Consider the following 18,769-nt stretch of genomic DNA (forward strand, 5'->3'; position numbering starts at 1 on the left):
GCGCGCCCGCCGTTCTCCATCGCCACCAGATCGACCAGCGCATCGGGGCCGGCCGTCTCCAGTCCGCCCACCGGGCGGCCATAGACGCGCAGCCGGGCGATGCCGCCGTCGGGGAAGATATTGACCCGCAGATGGGTCCACGCCGCCTGGCTCGTGCACGCGATCAGGTGGTGGCTGCTCGGGCCGAGCGCGGTGGCGGGGAGGATCTCGGTCCAGGTCGCGGCCTTGAGTTCGTCGATCTCGTCGGAGGCGGACACGCAGGCCTCGATCGAGACCGCGGGCGGATAGTTGCCGGTGAAGTGGCTGGTGTCGACATCGAAGCCGCGGATCACGCCCTTGCAGCCGAGCCTGACCAGGGCCCAGTCGTGACCGGCGACGCGCTTGCGGCGCGACTCCCAGCCGTCCATCCACTTGCCGTTGGTGTCGAACTTGCCAGGGACGAACTGGGCCGGTTCGGGGTTGAGCATGCGGCCGACCTCGGCGAAGAAGTCGTCGGAGGCGTAGAGCGCGCGGGCACCCAGGCGGAGGCTGGCGAGATCGACCGAACGCAGGGCCCAGTCGGGCAGTTCGGCGGGCGGGGCGAAGACGGGGGCGCCGGGGGTGTGGCTGGCCATGGTTTGATTCCTTGTTCTCGGTGTCTGGCTAAGACTCAGGTGTTGACCGTAAATTCGGGACCGTCATAGGTCTCCGGCACCGCGATGCGTCCGCTGCGGATGCCTTCGGCGTACTCGGCAATTTTCGCAGAAACTGCAGCCGGTACCGACGGATGTATCGACAGACGGACGGCGTTGGTGTCGTCGAGTCCGATCTTGCGGATCTCGCCGGCCTTGAAACTGCCTGCGCGCAGGTCGCGTACCGCTTGGAAGACCCCGATGCTGACATCGGCGATCGCGGAGGCGACGAAGACCTCGGGGTCGGCCTTCACCCAGTCGATGACGTTGCCGATCTGCTTCGCGCCCGACGCTCGGCAGGCCTCGCTGACCCCGTTGCGACCGGCGTTGAGCATGGTGAAGATGATGTCCGCGCCGGCCGCGATTTGCGCTTCGGCGATCCGCTTTGACAGCGCGTTGTCGTCCTGGTTGCCGGAGAAGTTGGTCAACACGCGGGCTTTCGGGTTGGCCGCGAGAACGCCGGCGACATAGGCGGCCCGCCCCTTGAGGCCCGGTTTCACCCGGATACCGGACATATGGCCGACCACGCCGCTGCGGGTGCTCAGGCCGGCGAGAACGCCGCCGAGGTAGGCCGACTGCTCCTGCAGCACGTCGTAGCTGGACAAATTGGCCGCGGTCACCGCGCCCTGGGTGACAACGAAGCGGACATCGGGAAATTCGCTCGCCACCTGGGTGGCCGCCTCGTTGTTTTGACCGCCATGGGCCACCACCAAATTGGCACCGCTGCCGGCCAAGTCGCGCAGCGCCGCGGCGAGCATGTCCTTTTGGGGAAGGATGTTGTCGATGTAGCGAGTCTGTACACCGAGTTCGGTACGGGCGCGTTCGAGCCCCCGGTAGCCGGCCTCCATGAAACCGCGGTCGTCGATCTTGCCGGCGAAGAGTGCGCCGATCGAGAGTGGGGTGTCGGCGGCAAAGCCGGTGCGCGGTGTACCGATCAGGGCAAGGGCGCCGATGCCGCCAGCGGCGGCGATGAACTGGCGGCGGGCGGGGGAGAAGAATGCGTTTGCGCTTTTCATGTCGGGTCTCCGTTGGGCTAAGGTTTGAGGCGGGGTCGGGCAAAAAGGGCGTCGAGGCGGAAGCGGGTGATCCTGGCGATCTCGTGGAGGCAGGCGCGGAACTCGGTGGCGCGGTCGTTGTTCAGCCGGGCCTCGATCGCATCCATGATCTGGTAGCGGGTCAGTCCCTTTACCGCGATCACGAAGGGGAAACCGAAGCGCTCCCGGTAGCGGCTGTTGAGACCACGCAGGCGACACAGTTCTTCGGCGCCGCACTGGTCGAGGCCGGCGCCGCGTTGCTCGCCGGTGGAGGCTTCGGTGAGCGTGCCGGTGGCGGCTTCCTTGCCGGCGAGTTCCGGGTGGGCGCGGATCAGCGCCAGTTGCTCGGCTTCGCTGGCACCCTCGACCACCGCGACCATGGCTGCGTGCAGGGCATCGACGTCGTCGAAGGGGCGGGCCGTCCAGGTTCGTTCGGCGATCCATGGCGAATGCTCGAATATCTCGCCGAGGCAGGCAGTGAACGCCTCGCGCGGCAGTGCCGACAGCGCAGGCAGGGAGATGGGTGGGGACATGCTTCGGGTCATGGCGGTCTCGCGGCGGATGGGCGGCGGGGATTCAGTCGGCGAGCCTTGCGCCCTGGGCGAACCAGGTGGCGATCAGCGCGCGTTCCTCGGTGGTGATGTGGGTCAGGTTGCCGAGCGGCATGTAGCCGCTGGCCACGGTTTCGGCGATCTTGGCGGCGTGCTGGCCGATCTGTTCGGGGGTTTCGAGAATCACGCCCTTGGGCGCCTGGGCAAAGCCCTCCCAGGTGGGCTGGGTGGCGTGGCAGGCGATGCAACGCTGTGCCATGGCCTGCTTGACTGCCGAGAAGCTCACCTTGTCGCCACCGGCATCGACCGGGCTGGGCGCCATCGCCACCACCAGCAGCGCAATCAGCGCCACGCCGGCGGCAGGCAGGGACCAGCTCACCTGGCCGCGATGACGCAGCACGAAGAACTGGCGGATCAGCACGCCGGCGAGCATCAGCACCGCGAGCACCAGCCACCCGTGCTTGTTGGCGTAGGTCATCGGGTAGTGGTTGCTGATCATGATGAACAGCACCGGCAGGGTGAAGTAGGTGTTGTGCACCGAACGTTGCTTGCCGACGATACCGGGCAGGGTGTCGACCTCCTTGCCGCTGCGGATCTGTTCGACCATGCGTTTCTGGCCGGGAATGATGTGGAAGAACACGTTCGCCGCCATCATCGTGCCCAGCATTGCGCCGACGTGGATGTAGGCGCCACGGGCCGAGAACAGCTGATACAGCAGCCAGTTGCAGACCATGACGAACACGAACACGATCGCCGCCAGCACGGTGTCGCGGCCGATCAGCTTGCGGCACAGCACGTCGTACACCACCCATCCGGCAACGAGGACAGCGACCGAAATGCCGATCGCGGCAGCCGGGGCCAAGGTCATCACCTGATTGTCGATCAGGTAGCTCGACGCACCGACCCAGTAGATCAGCACCAGCAGCGCGAAGCCCGACAGCCAGGTACTGTAGGCCTCCCACTTCGACCAGTGCAGGTCGCTGGACAGCGGTTCGCCCTTGGGGCCGACGAGATATTTCTGGCTGCAATAGAAGCCGCCGCCGTGCACCGCCCACAGTTCGCCGGACACGCCACGCGCTGCATCCTGGGGCCTCTGTGGCGCCTTGAGCGAGGTGTCCAGCATCACGAAGTAGAACGAGGCCCCGATCCAGGCGATCCCGGTGATCAGATGGACCCAGCGCAACAGCAGGTTGGCCCAGTCGAGGAGGTAGGTTTCCATCGTTGTTTGCTCTCTGTGTGCGGGAGGCCGCGTCAGCTGCCGCGATAGGTGGAATAGCTCCACGGAGACACGAGAAGCGGTACGTGGTAGTGCTGGTCGGGCGCGGCGACACCGAAGCGCAGCACGACCTCATCGACGAACAGCGGCTCGGGCAGGGCGTCGTCGAGGGCGCGGAAGTAGTCGCCGGCGGCGAACACGATTTCGTAGCGGCCGGCTTGCAGCGCCGGACCTTCGAGCAGTGGCTGATCGCAGCGCCCGTCGTGATTGGTGACGGTGCTGGCGACCTGGCGACGCTCGCCATCGAGCCGGTAGACGCTGACGGCAATGCCGGTGCCCGGCTTGCCCCTTGCGGTGTCGAGTACGTGTGTGGTGAGTCGTCCCATGGTGCTGTCTCCCGGTCCTTGAAATTCTTGCGGCTGATGCGTTGCAGTCTACGACGCCTGGCTCTTATGGAAATCTTGATGTCGTTATAAGTGATATATGCTCTCGCTTATTTTCATGGCGGCTGTCCCGCGCGGACAGGATACGGAGACAAGGAGCGCAAACCATGGTGATCCGGCGTGGCGACGATCCACTCGATACCTATCTGTTGCGGATATTCTGCCTGCTGATCAACGAGCGCAGCGTGTCGCGAACGGCGCTGAAGCTGAATCAGTCGCAGCCGGCGATCAGCGCGGCGCTCAAGCGCCTGCGCGAGATTCTGGGCGACCCGTTGCTGGTGCGCGAAAAGGGCGGCATGGTGCCCACCGAGCGTGCGCTGGCGCTGGTGTCGCATGCAAAGGGCGCACTGGCCGAGATCGATCGCATGACCGCAGGCGCCGAGTCCTTCGAGCCGCAGGTATCGCGCCAGGAATTCCGCATCGGTTCGCCCGACTATCTGGCGCCGGTGTTCGTCTCCAGCGTGGTCGAGCGGTTCAGGCGCGAGGCGCCGCAGGCGCGGCTGACCCTGCATGCGCTCGGGCCCAGCGTCGATTTCGAGCGCTCGCTCGCCGAGGGCGATCTCGATGTGGTGATCGGCAACTGGCCCGAGCCACCCGACCGGATGCACCTGTCGATGCTGCTCGAAGACGAGATCGTCTGCCTCGTATCGGCGCATCACCCGCTGGCGCGCAAGGGCTTGAGCGCCGAAGACTATCTGCGCGCAGTGCATGTCGTGCCGATGCCTTACTCGATCAGCCAGCGCGGCGTGATCGACAGCGTGCTGGCGTCGCAGCGCATCAATCGCGACGAACGGATCGTGGTCCAGTCCTTCACCGCGGCGCCCTACTTGCTGCAGAACACCGATCTGGTGTTCACCACCACACGACATTTCGCCACCTTCTACGCGAAACTCCTCCCGCTTGCGATCATTCCGTCACCGATCGCCTTTCCGCCGATGCGCTTCTACCAACTGTGGCACGAGCGCAATCACAATTCGCCAGGGCACCGCTGGCTGCGGCGGATGTTGAGCGACTGCGGTCGCAGCATCCACACGGCCTGAGTGGAACCGGCCGATCGCGCTTCGGCGCGATAGCGGGCACTCCGCTCTGTGCTCCGGCAACCGGGGGCGACGTGCGGCAAGAATTGCCGGCAATCTGTGCGCATGAGCGGGCAATGGCAGATGCGCGCGCCGGCCGCCATCTCGCGTAGCCTGCCTTTCCACCGCGGATGGCGCCATTGCGCGCTTGAGGGCAAGCGGCCGGACGATCCCTGTTGCCCTCTGTCCCTTGGCATGAAACTCGCTGAGGGAGCGTAGCCGGCAAGCTGCCAAGTGCTTGCCGGCATGATCCGGAGGTTAGAGATGTCCGATTCGATCCTGCGCCCCGTTGCGCTCCCCCCCGGATGGGTCGGGCAGCCTGCGCCCTGCGATTTCTTCGATGTCCGCGGTACCTTGCTGTTGCGCGAGGGGGCGGCGATCAGCGCCGCGATGGATTTCGTGCCCGGCAGTCGCCGTCTGTACTGCCGTGCCTCGCAGGCGGCGCATGTGTCTTCGGCCGATCCGCTGCGGACGCTGCACGACATCGGCGAAGCCCTGTCGACGCTCGACGAACTCGCAAGCGGCGGCCGCGCCGCAACGGCCGCGGAGTTGCGCTCGCTCGCCGGCGAAACGCACGCGGTCTGGTCGCTGGATGCCGACGCCTGCATCGGCTTCGCGCGCATGGTGCCGTTCGACCGGCCGAGCGTCTGCCATGCAATCCTGGCCGCGCTGTTCGCCGCGGAGCTCGGCTGCGCACACGGGTTTGCGAAGCCCGAACTGATCGAACTCATCGGCGCGGCATTGACCATGAACCTGGGCAGCATGCGCCTGCACGACGAGATGTTCGCACTGGTCGGTGCGCCATCGTCCGCAGATCGGGAAGCGCTTGTCGCGCATCCGGCTCATGCCGAACGGCTGCTTTCTGCCACCGAAGGTCTGCCGGAAGCCTGGCGGCTCGCCGTCGCCCAGCACCACGAGAACTTCGACGGCAGCGGCTACCCCGCTGGCCTGATGCGTGGCGAGATCGTCCTGCAGGCCCGCATGCTGCGTGTGGCCGACGTGCTCGCCGCGCGTCTGAGCGAGCGCCGGCGGCGCGGCCCGCTGTTCTGGAGCATCCATCAGGCGCGCGACGCCGAACGCCTGCTCCAGCATGTGTTCGGGCTGGATCTGGCATCTCTCGATCTGACCCTGGCGCGCCTGCTGATGGGGCGCCTGGGCAGCTTCCCGCCGGGCAGCGTCGTGCGCCTGTCCAACGGTGAGATGGCGATCATCAGCCGGCGTACGTCCGAGCCGGGTGGAATCCCGCGCGAGGTGCTCGCCTTTCTCGATGTCCATGGCCGACCGCAGCACAGCCCGCGCCCGCGTCGTATCGGCCCGCGCGATTGCCGCATCCAGGGTTACGCGCACGACGACCAGCCGCGCCTGCCGCCATACGACTGGCAGTCCATCTGGGGTTACCGCCGGCAACAGCCGGGTTCGCCTGCGCTGGCCCACTGAGCGACAGCGCCCGCCCTGTCGGGATGCTTGAACGCGGCGGCGGCCTGTTGTATATTCCGCCCTCTTCGCTGCTGTAGCTCAGTCGGTAGAGCAACTGATTCGTAATCAGTAGGTCACCAGTTCGATTCCGGTCAGCAGCACCAGAAATCAAGGGCTTAGGGATTTTTCTCTAAGCCCTTGTTCCGTTGTTGCGCTACATTCCAAGCGACTTCAGGAGTTCGTCGTGGTCGTCGGACTCGGCGGCGTGGGGGGGCGACACGGATTCTGCCCTGGCCTGCGCAATCAACTCGTCCGGGTCGGGGGCCTCCTGGGGCTCGAAGTCATTGAGCTTGATGAACTCGGTCCGGTCCATGGCGAGTTCCAGGTAGAAGATGTTGTTGCGACCGGTGTGGAAGGTCACGCGGCGGGACTCGGGCTGGTCGAGATTGGTGTCCACGCTCAGCATCACCTGCTTGTTGAGCGCGAGCATCTTGGGTTGATTCTGGGTGATATGGGTCTGCAGCTCGCGCGCGACCTTGCCGGTGAAGTCGCCGACGATCTGGTTCATCAGCTCGCCCATGACATTGCTGACCTCGTCCGATGTGTAGGAAGTGGCCAGTTCATCCTTCGACATACCCATATTCACCATGTAGCTTTCATACAGCTCCATGGCGGCCTGGGCCGAGAAGTTGATGACCACCAGACCGGAAAAGCCGCCGTCGAACAGGACAAAGCAGCCGATATCGGGCTTGAGGCAGGTCTTGGTGATCCGCTGGACCATGCTGGAATAGCGAATCTGGCTCCGGGTGGCCGCGGTCATGACCCTGGATACCGAATCGCATAGGCTCCGCAGGATATCTTCGGTCCCGATTACGGCGGCATTTTCTTGTGTTTTCATGGGGTAGCGGCGGGCTGTGGAAGTATGACCAAGTGTATAACATAGTGCCCGCGTGGACATGGAGCTGCTGTGGCCGAACCGGCCACGCGTGCCACTCAAAGGCGGGCGGTCAGGTTGCACGCAGGGTGTCGCCCGAATGCCAGCCACAGATGTGCCCATTACAGCATGCAATGTGCGGAACGGGCCCTGGTAGCCAGGGTTTCCCCTTGCTGCCAGCGGGTAGGAAGGCAAGAATGGCAACCGGCCGGTCGCCGTTCTTGTTGAATTTGAACACCGAGCGTTTAGCCCCATACGGTGACGACGGGCGGCAGCCAAGTCGTGCGCCTGTCGACGTCTCCATCAAGGATTCACCATGTTAGAACTGAATTATCCCGAACTGCTCAGGCAGTCCTGCTATATCGATGGCCAATGGGTGAGCGCCGAAGGTGGCGCGACCTTTCCGGTGACCGATCCGGCCACCGGCGAGGTGCTGGCGCAGGTGCCCGATTGCGCGGCTACCGAAACCCGGCGCGCGGTGGATGCGGCCTCGCGTGCGCTGCCCGCGTGGCGCGGAAAAACTGCTGGCGAACGCTCCCGGATACTGCGCCGCTGGTTCGAACTGATGATGGAGAACCAGGAGGATCTGGCCCGCATCATGACCGCGGAGCAGGGCAAACCACTGGCCGAGGCAAAAGGTGAGATCGCCTATGCGGCCTCCTTTCTCGAGTGGTTCGCGGAGGAGGGCAAACGGGCCTATGGCGAAGTGATTCCGTCGCCGTCGAACGATCGTCGCATCGTGGTGGTCAAGGAGCCGGTCGGCGTGTGCGCGGCCATCACTCCGTGGAATTTTCCCTCGGCGATGATCACCCGCAAGGCCGGGCCGGCGCTCGCGGCCGGTTGCGTGATGGTGCTCAAGCCGGCCGAGCAGACCCCGCTGTCCGCGCTGGCGCTGGCGGTACTGGCCGAGCAGGCCGGGGTCCCGGCTGGCGTGTTCAGCGTGGTGACCGGCGATGCGGTGGCGATCGGAAGTGTGCTGACCGCCAGCCCGGTGGTGCGCAAGCTCACCTTCACCGGCTCGACCGAAATCGGCCGTCTGCTGATGCAGCAGTGCGCACCGACGATCAAGAAGCTGTCGCTGGAACTCGGCGGCAATGCGCCCTTCATCGTGTTCGACGATGCCGATCTGGATGCCGCCGTTGCCGGCGCGATCGCCTCCAAGTACCGCAACGCCGGCCAGACCTGCGTGTGCAGTAATCGCATTCTGGTGCAGGACGGCGTTTATGACGCGTTCGCGGCGAAACTCGTCACGGCGGTGGCGGCGCTCAAAGTCGGCCGCGGCACCGACGACGGCGTGACCCAGGGGCCGCTGATCGACGAGGTCGCCGCGACCAAGGTCGAGGCCTTGGTCGCCGATGCGACGGCGAAGGGCGCACGCGTGCTGTACGGCGGCAAGCGCCATGCGCTGGGCGGAACCTGGTTCGAGCCCACCATCCTCGCCGACGTGACCCCGGTGATGGCGCTGGCGCGCGAAGAGATCTTCGGACCGGTGGCGCCCTTGTTCCGCTTCCGCACCGAGGCCGAGGCCATCGATATGGCCAACGATACCGAGTTCGGCCTCGCGGCCTATTTCTACGCGCGCGACATCGGCCGCGTGTGGCGGGTGTCGGGCAGACTCGAATACGGCATGATCGGCATCAACACCGGCCTGATCTCGACCGAGGTCGCACCCTTCGGCGGGGTCAAGCAGTCCGGCCTGGGACGCGAAGGCTCGCACCATGGCCTCGATGAATTCCTCGAAGTGAAATACCTCGCGATGGGCGGCCTTTGACTACCTCTGCGGTTCCGCCCCTACCCGGCAAACGGAATTGGCCCGGGCCGCTGCGTGCGCTCGGTCACCGTAACTTCCGCTTCTACTTTTTCGGTCAGGCGGTGTCGGTTCTGGGCTCGTGGGTCCAGCAGGTGGCGCTGTCGTGGCTGATCTATCGCCTGACCGGGTCGGTCGCCCTGCTCGGGGTGACCACCTTCGCCGCGCTGCTGCCGATGTTGGTGGTGGGGCCGCTGGCGGGGGCGTGGATCGACCGCCACGACAAGCGCCGCCTGCTGATCGTGGTGCAGGGCCTGCTCGGCCTGCAGGCGGCGGTGCTGGCGGTGTTGACCGCACTCGAAGCGATCGGCCCCGGTCTGATCGTGGCAATGTCGGTGACGCTCGGTGTGCTCAATGCCTTCGATACCCCCTTGCGCCAGTCGCAGATCAGCGCCTTCGTCGGGCGCCGCGAGGACCTTCCCAATGCGCTTGCGCTCAACGCGATGCTGTTCAATTCGGGCCGTTTCCTCGGGCCGCCGCTGGCGGGGCTGCTGCTGGGGCTGACCTCGGAGGCGGTGTGCTTCGCGATCAATGCGCTCTCGTTTGCGGCGCTCGCCATCGGGGTGGCGCGGATTCGGGTCGTCGGTTCGCCCCGTGCACTCGGTTCGATGGGCAAGGTGTTCAGCGAGGGGCTGCGCTATGTGTGGACCGAATATCCGGTGCGGATGCTGATCTTCGTGCTGGCCACGGTCAATATCACCGCGTCGAGCTATGCGGTGCTGCTGCCGGTGTTCGCCAAGGACGTGTTCGGTGGCGATGCGCGCATGTTGGGCTGGCTGTGGGGGGCCGCGGGGGCGGGGGCGTTCATCGGTACGGTGTTCCTGGCCACGCGCAAAGGGTTGCCGGGATTGATCAAGGTGGTGATGGCAGGTGCCGGAATCAGCGCGCTCGGCCTCGTGACCTTCTCCCACAATTCGATGCTGTGGTTGGCGCTGGTGGCGATGGCGGCGGTGGGTTTCGGGATCTCGATCTGCAACGTGGCGGTGAACATGCTGCTGCAGGGCATGGCGCCCGATCATCTGCGCGGCCGGGTGGTGTCCTTCTTCAGTTCGACCCGCTTCGGTTTCGACGCCATCGGTGGCCTGCTGGCCGGGCTGATTGCGGCGCGCATCGGCGTGCAGGCGGCGATGCTGATCGAGGGCGTGCTGCTGGTGCTGTTCTTCGCGTGGACCCTGCGCATCGTCACTCGTCTGCGGACCGAAGTGGTGCTGCGTGCCAGCGAGGGTCATTGACCGGAAAAAGCAGACCGAGATGATTACGAACGGCTTTCCTTCAACTGCAGGTGTTTCCGGAGTTGCTGCATGAAGTACGGTGAATTCGATTCAGACGCGCTGATGTTCATCACCCAACGACCCGAGATCCTGTTCGAGCGCGGCGAGGGTTCCTGGCTGTTCGATGCGCAGGGCAAGGCCTATCTGGACTTTGTCCAGGGCTGGGCGGTGAATTGTCTGGGCCACTCCCCGATCGAGATCCGCGAGGCACTGACGACCCAGGCGGCCAAGCTGATCAATCCCAGCCCGGCGTTTTACAACGGGCCGATGATCGAACTGGCCGGGCTGCTGACCGCCCATTCGTCGTTCGACCGCGTGTTCTTCGCCAACTCCGGCGCCGAGGCCAACGAAGGGGCGATCAAGTTGGCGCGCAAATGGGGGCGGCTCCATCGTGATGGCGCCTACGAGATCATCACCTTCGACCATTCCTTTCATGGCCGCACGCTGGCGACCATGTCGGCCTCGGGCAAGCCGGGCTGGGACACGCTCTACGCGCCACAGGTACCGGGTTTCCCCAGGGCGGTGCTCAACGAGCTTGCCTCGGTCGAGGCCTTGATCGGGCCGAAGACGGTCGCCGTCATGCTCGAGCCGGTGCAGGGCGAGGGTGGGGTGATTCCGGCCGATCCGGCCTTTCTTCGCGCGCTGCGCGAGCTGACGCAAACCCGTGGCATCTTGCTGATCGTCGACGAGGTGCAGTCGGGCATGGGCCGTACTGGCACCCTGTTCGCACATCAGCATGCCGGCATCGAGCCCGACGTCATGACCCTGGGCAAGGGAATCGGCGGCGGCGTGCCACTGGCGGCGCTGCTGGCCACCGAGGCGGTGTGCTGCTTCGAACCCGGTGACCAGGGCGGCACCTATAACGGCAATCCGCTGATGGCTGCAGTCGGGGTGGCCGTGATGCGCCGACTCATCGCGCCCGGTTTCCTGGCCGAGGTGCGTGCACGTGGCGATTATCTGTGTGGGCGTCTGAACGAACTGTCGCAGCGCCACGGCCTGGGCGGAGAGCGTGGATCGGGCCTGTTGCGGGCGCTGGTGCTCGATCGCGAACGTGGCCCCGATCTGGTCAGGGCCGGTCTCCATGCCGAACCGACCGCACTGTTGCTAAATTCGCCGCGCCCCGGGTTGCTGCGCTTCATGCCGGCGCTGACGGTGAGTACTGCCGAGATCGACCGCATGATCGACATCCTCGACGGCCTGTTGCGCGCCTGATCCGGCGTGGTCGGGGCTGATTGCCCGCCGTCCGGTAGCGCGGGGGAGGGCACCGCGCATAAGGACAGGAAGCGAAACGCCGGGCTCGCCCGGCGTCGTCATGTCAGGCCTTCAGGGCGGCGGCGTGATGGCGCAGATGATCATCGATGAAACTGGCGATGAAATAATAGCTGTGGTCGTAGCCCGGCTGCAGGCGCAGGGTCAGCGGGTGGCCTGCCGCCTCGCACGCACGGCGTAGTGCCTCGGGCTTGAGTTGCTCGTCCAGGAAGCCGTCTGCTTCGCCCTGGTCGACCAGCAGCGGCAGGCGCTCGTGCGCAGTGGCGAGCAGGGCGCAGCTATCCCAGGCCAGCCATTCGGCACGATCCGCGCCGAGGTAGCGTGAAAGGGCTTTCTGCCCCCACGGGCAGTCCGCCGGATTGGCGATCGGTGCGAACGCTGACACCGAGCAGTAGCGGCCCGGGTTTTTCAGCGCGCTGATCAGCGCGCCATGTCCGCCCATCGAGTGGCCGGCGATACCACGCCGATCGCTTACCGGAAAATTGGCCTCGACCAGCATCGGCAGTTCGTGCACGACGTAGTCGTACATCCGGTAGTGGCGGTCGTACGGTTGCTGGGTGGCATTGACGTAAAAGCCGGCCCCGTGGCCGAAATCCCACGCGCCGTCCGGGTCGCCCGGCACCTCGGCGCCGCGCGGACTGGTATCGGGCGCAACGATGGCGATGCCGAGTTCGGCTGCGAGGCGCTGCGCGCCGGCCTTCTGCATGAAGTTCTCGTCGGTGCAGGTCAGGCCCGACAGCCAGTACAGCACCGGAACCTGCCCATGCTCCGCCTGCGGCGGCAGGTAGATGGCGAACACCATGTCGCAGTCGAGGGCGCTCGAACGATGGCGGAAACGTTTGTGCCAACCGCCGAAGTTGCGGTTGGCGCCGATCTGTCCGATGTGCGTGCTCACGATCAGAACCGGATCACGGTGCGAATGCTCTTGCCCTCGTGCATCAGCTCGAAGGCGTGGTTGATGTCCTCCAGCCCCATGGTGTGGGTGATGAAGGTGTCGAGCGGAATCTCGCCGGCCTGCGCCCGGGCGACGTAGCCGGGCAGTTCGCTGCGCCCACGCACGCCACCGAAGGCCGAGCCGCGCCATACCCGGCCGGTCACCAGCTGGAAGGGGCGGGTGGAGATCTCCTCGCCGGCGCCGGCCACGCCGATGATGATCGATTCGCCCCAGCCCTTGTGACAGCACTCCAGCGCCGAACGCATGACCTTGGTGTTGCCGATGCACTCGAAGGAATAATCGACGCCGCCGTCGGTGAGGTCGACGATGACATCCTGGATCGGGCGGTCGTAGTCGAGCGGGTTGATGCAGTCGGTGGCGCCGAGCTGCCGGGCGATCTCGAACTTGCTCGGGTTGAGATCCACCGCGACGATGCGCGCGGCCTTGGCCATGACGGCGCCGATGATTGCGGAGAGACCGATCCCGCCCAGCCCGAACACCGCGACCGTCGAGCCCGGCTCGACCTTGGCGGTGTTGAGCACGGCGCCGATCCCCGTGGTGACACCGCAGCCGAGCAGGCAGACTTTTTCCAGCGGGGCATCCTTCTGGATCTTGGCCACCGAGATTTCGGGCAGCACGGTGTATTCGGAAAAGGTCGAGGTGCCCATGTAGTGGAAAATCGGCTTGCCGTTCTTGCTGAACCGGCTGCTGCCGTCGGGCATCAGGCCCTTGCCCTGGGTGGCGCGAATCGCCTGGCACAGGTTGGTCTTGCCCGACAGGCAGAACTTGCACTTGCCGCATTCCGGCGTGTACAGCGGAATCACATGATCGCCGACGGCCACCGAGGTGACGCCTTCGCCGACGGCCTCGACGATGCCGCCGCCCTCATGGCCGAGAATGGACGGGAAGATCCCCTCGGGGTCGGCGCCGGACAGGGTGAAGGCATCGGTGTGGCATACGCCGGTAGCAACGATGCGCACCAGCACCTCGCCTGCCCTGGGAGGAGCGACGTCGACTTCGGTGATTTCGAGGGGCTGCTTGGCAGCCCAGGCAACGGCGGCGCGTGACTTGATCATGGTGCGGATTCCTTGGATGGCTCAACCTGATATTGTAGGAAAACAGCTTGCTGGGACAATCGCCGGGAAGGCAATATATTGTTGCTTTCCAGCAATAAATGGAGACGGAGATGAATCGATGGGAGGGCGTGGACGCCTTCGTTGCCGTTGCTGACAGTGGCCATTTTGCCTCTGCGGCCGAACGTCTGGGAGTGTCGACCTCACATGTGAGCCGATTGGTGGCGCGGCTCGAGGAGCGCCTGCAGTCCAGGCTGTTTTATCGCAGCACCCGGCGCGTGACCCTGACCGAAACGGGGCAGACCTTCCTGTTGCACTGTCGCCGGCTGCAGGACGGTTTCGATGAAGCATTGCACGCCGTGCAGGATCTGGGCGGTACCCCCAAGGGCCTGCTGCGCATGACCTCGGCGCTGACCTACGGCGAGCGCTTCATTGTGCCCCTGGTGAACGACTTCATCGAGCGCTATCCGCAGGTCAGGGTCGAAATCGAGCTTACCAACCGCATGCTCGATATCGTCCAGGAGGGATACGATCTCGCCATCCGGCTCGGCCGTCTGGCCGACTCCCGCCTGGTTGCGACCCGTCTGGCGCCGCGGGTGATGTATCTGTGCGCGGCGCCGTCCTACCTCGCGCGCCGCGGCGTGCCACAACGCCCCGCAGACCTGGAGTCCCACGACTGCCTGGTGGGGACCTCGGATACCTGGGTGTTTCAGTCCGGGGGCGAGGAGCAGACGTTGCGGGTGAGCGGCAACTGGCGCTGCAACAGCGGACAGGCGGTGCTCGACGCCGCCCTGCGCGGCTTCGGCCTGTGCCAGCTGCCCGACTATTACGTGCTCGAACACTTGCGCGACGGGCGGCTGCAGGCGCTGATGGCGGAACACCAGCCGCCGCATACGGCTGTATGGGCGGTGTTTCCGCAACAGCGGCATCTGTCGCCCAAGGTGCGGCTGCTGGTCGACCATTTGCGCGACGCGCTGCCGCAGCGGCCCGAGTACCGTGGTGCCGGGCCGGACGACCTGCAGATCTGATCGGAGCAGGGGGCTCGGTCGTGTTGACGTTTACGTCAACTGGAACTATGTTTCGAGGCTGGATATTCCGGTTTGAAGCCGATTTGAGAGGAGCGGAGAATGAAGATCGAAAATGGCGTGTTCGTGGTCACCGGCGGCGGGTCCGGACTCGGGGCCGCGACTGCGCGGATGCTGGTCGAGGCCGGCGCCAGGGTGATCCTGGCCGACGTCAACAAGGAGGCCGGCGAGTCCGTTGCCGCAGAGTTGGGTTCGGCCGCGGCTTTCATCTCCACCGACGTGACCGACGAGGCGAGCGCCAAGGCGGCGATCGACCACGCGGTGTTGCGCTTCGGCAGCCTGAACGGTCTGATCAACTGCGCCGGTGTGGCGCCGGCCGAGAAGGTGGTGGGACGCGAAGCGCCGCACCGGCTGGAATCGTTTGCGCGCACGGTGAGCATCAATCTGATCGGCAGCTTCAACATGATGCGCCTCGCGGCCGACGTGATGAGCAAGGCCGCGCCCGACGATGGCGGCGAGCGCGGCGTGATCGTCAGCACCGCCTCGGTGGCCGCGTTCGACGGCCAAGTGGGCCAGGCCGGCTACGCCGCCTCGAAGGCCGGCGTGGTCGGGCTGACCCTGCCGGTGGCGCGCGAGTTGGCCCGCTATGGCATTCGGGTGATGACCATTGCGCCCGGGATCATGGAGACGCCGATGCTGATGGGCATGCCGCAGGAAGTACAGGATTCGCTGGGCAAGACGGTTCCGTTCCCGTCGCGGATGGGCAAGCCGGCCGAGTTTGCCGCCCTCGTGCGCCACATCATCGAGAACGCCTACCTCAACGGCGAGGTGATTCGCCTCGACGGCGCGATCCGGATGGCGGCGAAGTAGGTCGGTTTCTGGGGCCGGCAGGGGTGCAGGCGTCAGCGATCGGGCCGCCGGCATCCCTAATGCTTCATTGTCTGAGCCAGCGCATTGGTCGCGCCGGGCAAATGTGCTAAAACGGCGCTTCCCTTTTCCGTGCGCCCCGGGAAATCCGGCGTCCCTGCCGAGGTCTCCCAACTCGATGAATACAGCCCAACCGTCTCCCGTCGCCGTCGAAGAAGACCGCGACTGCTATCACTGTGGTCTGCCGATCCCGTCCGATACCAACCACTACGTTCGCGTCGATGGCAGGAACCGGCGCATGTGCTGTATCGGCTGCGAGGCAGTGGCGCAATCGATCGTCGATAACGGCCTGGTCGATTACTACCGTCACCGCGACGCCATGCCCGAAACCCGGCGCGAGGCCATGCCGGTCGAACTGCAGGAGCTGGGGCTGTTCGACCATCCGGATTTCCAGAAGAGCTTCGTCCGCCCGGTCGACGAGCACGAGCGCGAGGCTTCGCTGATTCTCGAAGGCATCACTTGCGCGGCCTGCGTGTGGCTCAACGAGCAGCATGTGGCCCGCCAGCCCGGGGTGTCGGCGATCGAGATCAACTATGCCACCCGGCGAGCCCGGGTGCGCTGGGATGAGCGCCAGATAAAGCTCTCGGATATCCTCGCGGCGGTTCAGGCAATCGGCTATCGCGCCTATCCCTACGATGCCGCTCGCTCGGAGCAGCTCGCTGCCAAGGAGCGGCGCTCGATGCTGTGGCGAGTGTTCGTCGCCGGTTTCGGGATGATGCAGGTCATGATGTATGCCTTCCCGGTCTATGTGGCGGGTGAGGGCGACATGGCGCCGGAAATGGAGTTGCTGATGCGCTGGGCGAGCCTGCTGTTGACCTTGCCGGTGGTGCTCTATTCGGCAGCGCCCTTCTTTCAACGGGCGCTCAGGGATATCAAGCTACGCCGCCTCGGCATGGATGTGCCGGTGGCGCTCGGGGTCGGAAGCGCATTTCTTGCCAGTCTCTGGGCGACCTTGACCAACGGTCCGGAGGTCTACTTCGACTCGGTGACGATGTTCGTATTCTTTCTCCTGGGCGGACGCTATCTCGAAATGCTGGCGCGCCAGAAAGCGGTGCGCGGGGTCGAGGAACTGGGCAAGGTGCTGCCGGCCTTCGCCGACCGGCTGCCCGGCTGGCCCGAGCCGGTAAGCGAGCGCGTGCCGGTTTCGCAACTGGTGCCCGGCGACCGCGTGCGGGTGCGGCCGGGCGAAGTGGTGCCGGCCGACGGGGTGGTCATCGACGGCCAGGGCGAGGCCAACGAGGCCTTGCTGACCGGCGAGAGCCGGCCGGTGCCCAAGCGCCGCGGCGACCTGCTGACCGGGGGGAGCATCAACGTCTCCAGCCCGCTGGTGTTCCGGGTCGATCAGGTCGGCGACGAAACCCGGCTGGCGGCCATCCGTCGGCTGATGGAACGTGCGTCGGCCGAGAAGCCCAAACTGGCGACCCAGTCCGACCGGGTCGCCGTCGTATTCATCGTCGTCTTGCTCGCGCTGGCATTCATGACCGGCATCGCGTGGTATTTCATCGACTCACAGCGCGCACTGTGGGTGTTCGTGTCGGTGCTGGTGGTGGCCTGCCCGTGCGCATTGTCGCTGGCAACACCGACGGCCCTGACGGTAGCGACCGATACCCTCGCGCGCATGGGGGTGCTGGTGACTCGCGGACATGCGATCGAGACCTTGGCAAACGCAAACCACTTCGTGTTCGACAAGACCGGCACGCTTACGCTGGGACGGATGACGCTCGAGGAGGTCGTGCCGCTGTCGTCGCTGCCCGAGGCCGAGCTGTGCAGCCTCGGGGCCGCGCTCGAACAGGGGTCCGAGCATCCGATCGCTGCCGGTCTACGTGGTGCAGCCGGTGATGTCGTGTTGCCATCGGTGAGCGACGTCGTGGCGGTGACTGGCCAGGGCGTGTCGGGCCGCGCCGGTGATGAAGAGGTCTGGATCGGTCGTCCGGATTTCGTTGCGGCGCGACTGGGGGGGGCGGTTCCGGGCGAAGTCGCCGTGCTCGAGCAGCGCGGCGGTACGGTGGTCGCGCTCGGCAGGCGCAGCGGCTGGCTCGGTCTGTTCCGGCTGGCCGATATCGCCCGGGGGGAGGCGTCCGAGCTGACACGCAAACTGAATGCGGAGCGCACCCCGATGACGGTGCTTTCGGGCGATGCGCCGCAGGTCGTGAGCGCGCTTGCGCATAGCCTCGGCATCAACGATGCGCATGGGGGCATGACGCCCCAGGGCAAGCAGGCATTCATCGCCGATCTGCAGACACGGCCCTCGGTCGTGGTCGCAATGGTCGGCGACGGAGTGAATGATGCCCCGGTACTGGCACAGGCTCATGTTTCGATCGCGATGGGTGGGGGGACTGATCTTGCCCGCAATCAGGCCGACATCGTGCTGCTGAGCGAAAACCTAGCCGGGCTGGGCGCAGGTGCGGATCTGGCCCGGCGCACGATCCGCATCATCCGCCAGAACCTGTGGTGGTCGTTCGCCTACAATTTCATCTCGGTGCCGCTGGCGATGGCGGGGCTCGTGACCCCGTGGATGGCAGGGATCGGCATGGCGGGCAGCTCACTGCTCGTGGTTCTCAACGCAATGCGGCTGCAGCGCCTGCCGCGCAAGGGCGAAGGCAACTAATTGGAAAGTCTCTATCTGCTGATTCCGCTGTCTGTCGTGCTGGTTTTCATCATCGGAGCGCTATTTTGGTGGTCCTTGCGCAATGGTCAGTACGACGACCTGGAAGGACCGGCCTACCGCATGCTGCTCGACGACAAGGACGAGTTTCCTGCCGATCGCGAAGATGCGGCCACGGATGAGGCGACGCGCGCCGGAAACCCACAATCAGGCGGGAAGAATCGATCAGATTCCGCTGAGTAAACCTTGTTTGATCTACGTCAAGGGGCGCCCTAGGGGATATGGCCATACTTCGCCCATGGTTTCAGGGTTGCTGCGGAAGTGGCAGCCGTCCGACACGGTTATTCTGTCTCTCTGTTGGGGTTGGGGGTGCGTTGAAGACGCACCCTTTTTTTTTGGTACATCGTCCTGATGCATCCGGACCAACGGTCACTTTCCGGCAATTGTGTAACTTCCGGCCGCACTCGGCAAAAAGGCACCAATGCAGTGCTGACGTTCTTTCCCCGGGTTCTGCGCT

General features: G+C 65.4%; 16 protein-coding genes, 1 tRNA gene and 1 pseudogene. 10 read left to right on the forward strand and 8 right to left on the reverse strand.

Annotated features, from left to right (window positions below; all coding sequences use genetic code 11):
* The 5 genes and pseudogenes from AC3A35_RS24055 to uraH all read right to left on the reverse strand — a co-directional run.
* Positions 1-614 (reverse strand): annotated as a pseudogene (locus tag AC3A35_RS24055) (allantoicase); the annotation flags it as partial.
* A gap of 35 nt (positions 615-649) precedes the next feature.
* Entirely contained in the window at positions 650-1,687 is a 1,038-nt protein-coding gene (locus AC3A35_RS24060) for a BMP family protein (protein ID WP_487439075.1), read from the reverse strand.
* Between the two features lie 17 nt (positions 1,688-1,704).
* Positions 1,705-2,238 (reverse strand): 2-oxo-4-hydroxy-4-carboxy-5-ureidoimidazoline decarboxylase, encoded by a 534-nt coding sequence (uraD, locus tag AC3A35_RS24065; RefSeq protein ID WP_487439076.1) that lies wholly within the window; start codon positions 2,236-2,238, stop codon positions 1,705-1,707.
* A gap of 43 nt (positions 2,239-2,281) precedes the next feature.
* Positions 2,282-3,475: a urate hydroxylase PuuD gene (locus AC3A35_RS24070; RefSeq protein WP_487439077.1), complete on the reverse strand. Its 1,194-nt coding sequence runs from the start codon at positions 3,473-3,475 to the stop codon at positions 2,282-2,284.
* A 32-nt stretch (positions 3,476-3,507) separates the two neighbouring features.
* Entirely contained in the window at positions 3,508-3,858 is a 351-nt protein-coding gene (gene uraH / locus AC3A35_RS24075; protein ID WP_487439078.1) for a hydroxyisourate hydrolase, read from the reverse strand.
* Positions 3,859-4,022: 164 nt separating this feature from the next.
* On the opposite strand from uraH, the gene AC3A35_RS24080 reads away from it, so the two are divergent.
* From AC3A35_RS24080 to AC3A35_RS24090, 3 genes are all read left to right on the forward strand, one after another.
* Positions 4,023-4,955, forward strand: a complete 933-nt coding sequence (locus AC3A35_RS24080; RefSeq protein WP_487439079.1) for a LysR family transcriptional regulator — start codon at positions 4,023-4,025, stop codon at positions 4,953-4,955.
* Positions 4,956-5,255: 300 nt separating this feature from the next.
* Entirely contained in the window at positions 5,256-6,428 is a 1,173-nt protein-coding gene (locus AC3A35_RS24085; RefSeq protein WP_487439080.1) for an HD-GYP domain-containing protein, read from the forward strand.
* Positions 6,429-6,495: 67 nt separating this feature from the next.
* Positions 6,496-6,571, forward strand: a tRNA-Thr gene (locus AC3A35_RS24090).
* Between the two features lie 50 nt (positions 6,572-6,621).
* On the opposite strand, the gene AC3A35_RS24095 is transcribed toward AC3A35_RS24090, so the two are convergent.
* Positions 6,622-7,305 (reverse strand): DUF3334 family protein, encoded by a 684-nt coding sequence (locus AC3A35_RS24095; protein ID WP_487439081.1) that lies wholly within the window; start codon positions 7,303-7,305, stop codon positions 6,622-6,624.
* A 352-nt stretch (positions 7,306-7,657) separates the two neighbouring features.
* Here AC3A35_RS24095 and AC3A35_RS24100 point away from each other — a divergent pair, with 352 nt between their 5' ends.
* The 3 genes from AC3A35_RS24100 to AC3A35_RS24110 all read left to right on the forward strand — a co-directional run bounded on the left by AC3A35_RS24100 (position 7,658) and on the right by AC3A35_RS24110 (position 11,631).
* Complete coding sequence (locus tag AC3A35_RS24100) at positions 7,658-9,112, forward strand: NAD-dependent succinate-semialdehyde dehydrogenase (RefSeq protein WP_487439082.1); 1,455 nt, start codon at positions 7,658-7,660, stop codon at positions 9,110-9,112.
* On the forward strand, positions 9,109-10,380 hold the full coding sequence (locus tag AC3A35_RS24105) for an MFS transporter (protein WP_487439083.1): 1,272 nt from the start codon (positions 9,109-9,111) through the stop codon (positions 10,378-10,380). The genes AC3A35_RS24100 and AC3A35_RS24105 overlap by 4 nt, the downstream gene beginning before the upstream one ends.
* A gap of 69 nt (positions 10,381-10,449) precedes the next feature.
* Positions 10,450-11,631, forward strand: a complete 1,182-nt coding sequence (locus AC3A35_RS24110; RefSeq protein WP_487439084.1) for an acetylornithine transaminase — start codon at positions 10,450-10,452, stop codon at positions 11,629-11,631.
* Between the two features lie 103 nt (positions 11,632-11,734).
* Here the strand turns inward: AC3A35_RS24110 and fghA are convergent, their stop codons facing one another.
* Together fghA and AC3A35_RS24120 are read right to left on the reverse strand one after the other, a co-directional pair.
* Positions 11,735-12,583, reverse strand: a complete 849-nt coding sequence (gene fghA / locus AC3A35_RS24115) for an S-formylglutathione hydrolase (RefSeq protein WP_487439085.1) — start codon at positions 12,581-12,583, stop codon at positions 11,735-11,737.
* Positions 12,584-12,585: 2 nt separating this feature from the next.
* The gene (locus AC3A35_RS24120) at positions 12,586-13,698 is read right to left on the reverse strand and encodes an S-(hydroxymethyl)glutathione dehydrogenase/class III alcohol dehydrogenase (RefSeq protein WP_487439086.1); all 1,113 of its coding nucleotides are present in this window, start codon (positions 13,696-13,698) and stop codon (positions 12,586-12,588) included.
* A 110-nt stretch (positions 13,699-13,808) separates the two neighbouring features.
* Here AC3A35_RS24120 and AC3A35_RS24125 point away from each other — a divergent pair, with 110 nt between their 5' ends.
* The 4 genes from AC3A35_RS24125 to ccoS all read left to right on the forward strand — a co-directional run bounded on the left by AC3A35_RS24125 (position 13,809) and on the right by ccoS (position 18,495).
* The gene (locus AC3A35_RS24125) at positions 13,809-14,723 is read left to right on the forward strand and encodes a LysR substrate-binding domain-containing protein (RefSeq protein ID WP_487439087.1); all 915 of its coding nucleotides are present in this window, start codon (positions 13,809-13,811) and stop codon (positions 14,721-14,723) included.
* A 99-nt stretch (positions 14,724-14,822) separates the two neighbouring features.
* The gene (locus AC3A35_RS24130) at positions 14,823-15,590 is read left to right on the forward strand and encodes a 3-hydroxyacyl-CoA dehydrogenase (RefSeq protein WP_487439088.1); all 768 of its coding nucleotides are present in this window, start codon (positions 14,823-14,825) and stop codon (positions 15,588-15,590) included.
* A gap of 175 nt (positions 15,591-15,765) precedes the next feature.
* Complete coding sequence (locus tag AC3A35_RS24135; RefSeq protein ID WP_487439089.1) at positions 15,766-18,255, forward strand: heavy metal translocating P-type ATPase; 2,490 nt, start codon at positions 15,766-15,768, stop codon at positions 18,253-18,255.
* A complete protein-coding gene (ccoS, locus tag AC3A35_RS24140; protein ID WP_487439090.1) occupies positions 18,256-18,495 on the forward strand; it encodes a cbb3-type cytochrome oxidase assembly protein CcoS in 240 nt (79 codons plus the stop codon).
* Positions 18,496-18,769 lie beyond the last annotated feature (274 nt).

The organism is Azoarcus sp. Soil_N_20, assembly GCF_057656155.1.

Coding starts and splice junctions, on each gene's coding strand:
- AC3A35_RS24135 (WP_487439089.1), top strand. CDS start 15,766: ATGAATACAGCCCAACCGTCTCCCGTCGCCGTCGAAGAAGACCGCGAC.
- AC3A35_RS24060 (WP_487439075.1), bottom strand. CDS start 1,687: ATGAAAAGCGCAAACGCATTCTTCTCCCCCGCCCGCCGCCAGTTCATC.
- AC3A35_RS24125 (WP_487439087.1), top strand. CDS start 13,809: ATGAATCGATGGGAGGGCGTGGACGCCTTCGTTGCCGTTGCTGACAGT.
- AC3A35_RS24095 (WP_487439081.1), bottom strand. CDS start 7,305: ATGAAAACACAAGAAAATGCCGCCGTAATCGGGACCGAAGATATCCTG.
- AC3A35_RS24110 (WP_487439084.1), top strand. CDS start 10,450: ATGAAGTACGGTGAATTCGATTCAGACGCGCTGATGTTCATCACCCAA.
- uraD (WP_487439076.1), bottom strand. CDS start 2,238: ATGTCCCCACCCATCTCCCTGCCTGCGCTGTCGGCACTGCCGCGCGAG.
- AC3A35_RS24070 (WP_487439077.1), bottom strand. CDS start 3,475: ATGGAAACCTACCTCCTCGACTGGGCCAACCTGCTGTTGCGCTGGGTC.
- uraH (WP_487439078.1), bottom strand. CDS start 3,858: ATGGGACGACTCACCACACACGTACTCGACACCGCAAGGGGCAAGCCG.
- AC3A35_RS24080 (WP_487439079.1), top strand. CDS start 4,023: ATGGTGATCCGGCGTGGCGACGATCCACTCGATACCTATCTGTTGCGG.
- AC3A35_RS24085 (WP_487439080.1), top strand. CDS start 5,256: ATGTCCGATTCGATCCTGCGCCCCGTTGCGCTCCCCCCCGGATGGGTC.
- AC3A35_RS24130 (WP_487439088.1), top strand. CDS start 14,823: ATGAAGATCGAAAATGGCGTGTTCGTGGTCACCGGCGGCGGGTCCGGA.
- AC3A35_RS24100 (WP_487439082.1), top strand. CDS start 7,658: ATGTTAGAACTGAATTATCCCGAACTGCTCAGGCAGTCCTGCTATATC.
- AC3A35_RS24120 (WP_487439086.1), bottom strand. CDS start 13,698: ATGATCAAGTCACGCGCCGCCGTTGCCTGGGCTGCCAAGCAGCCCCTC.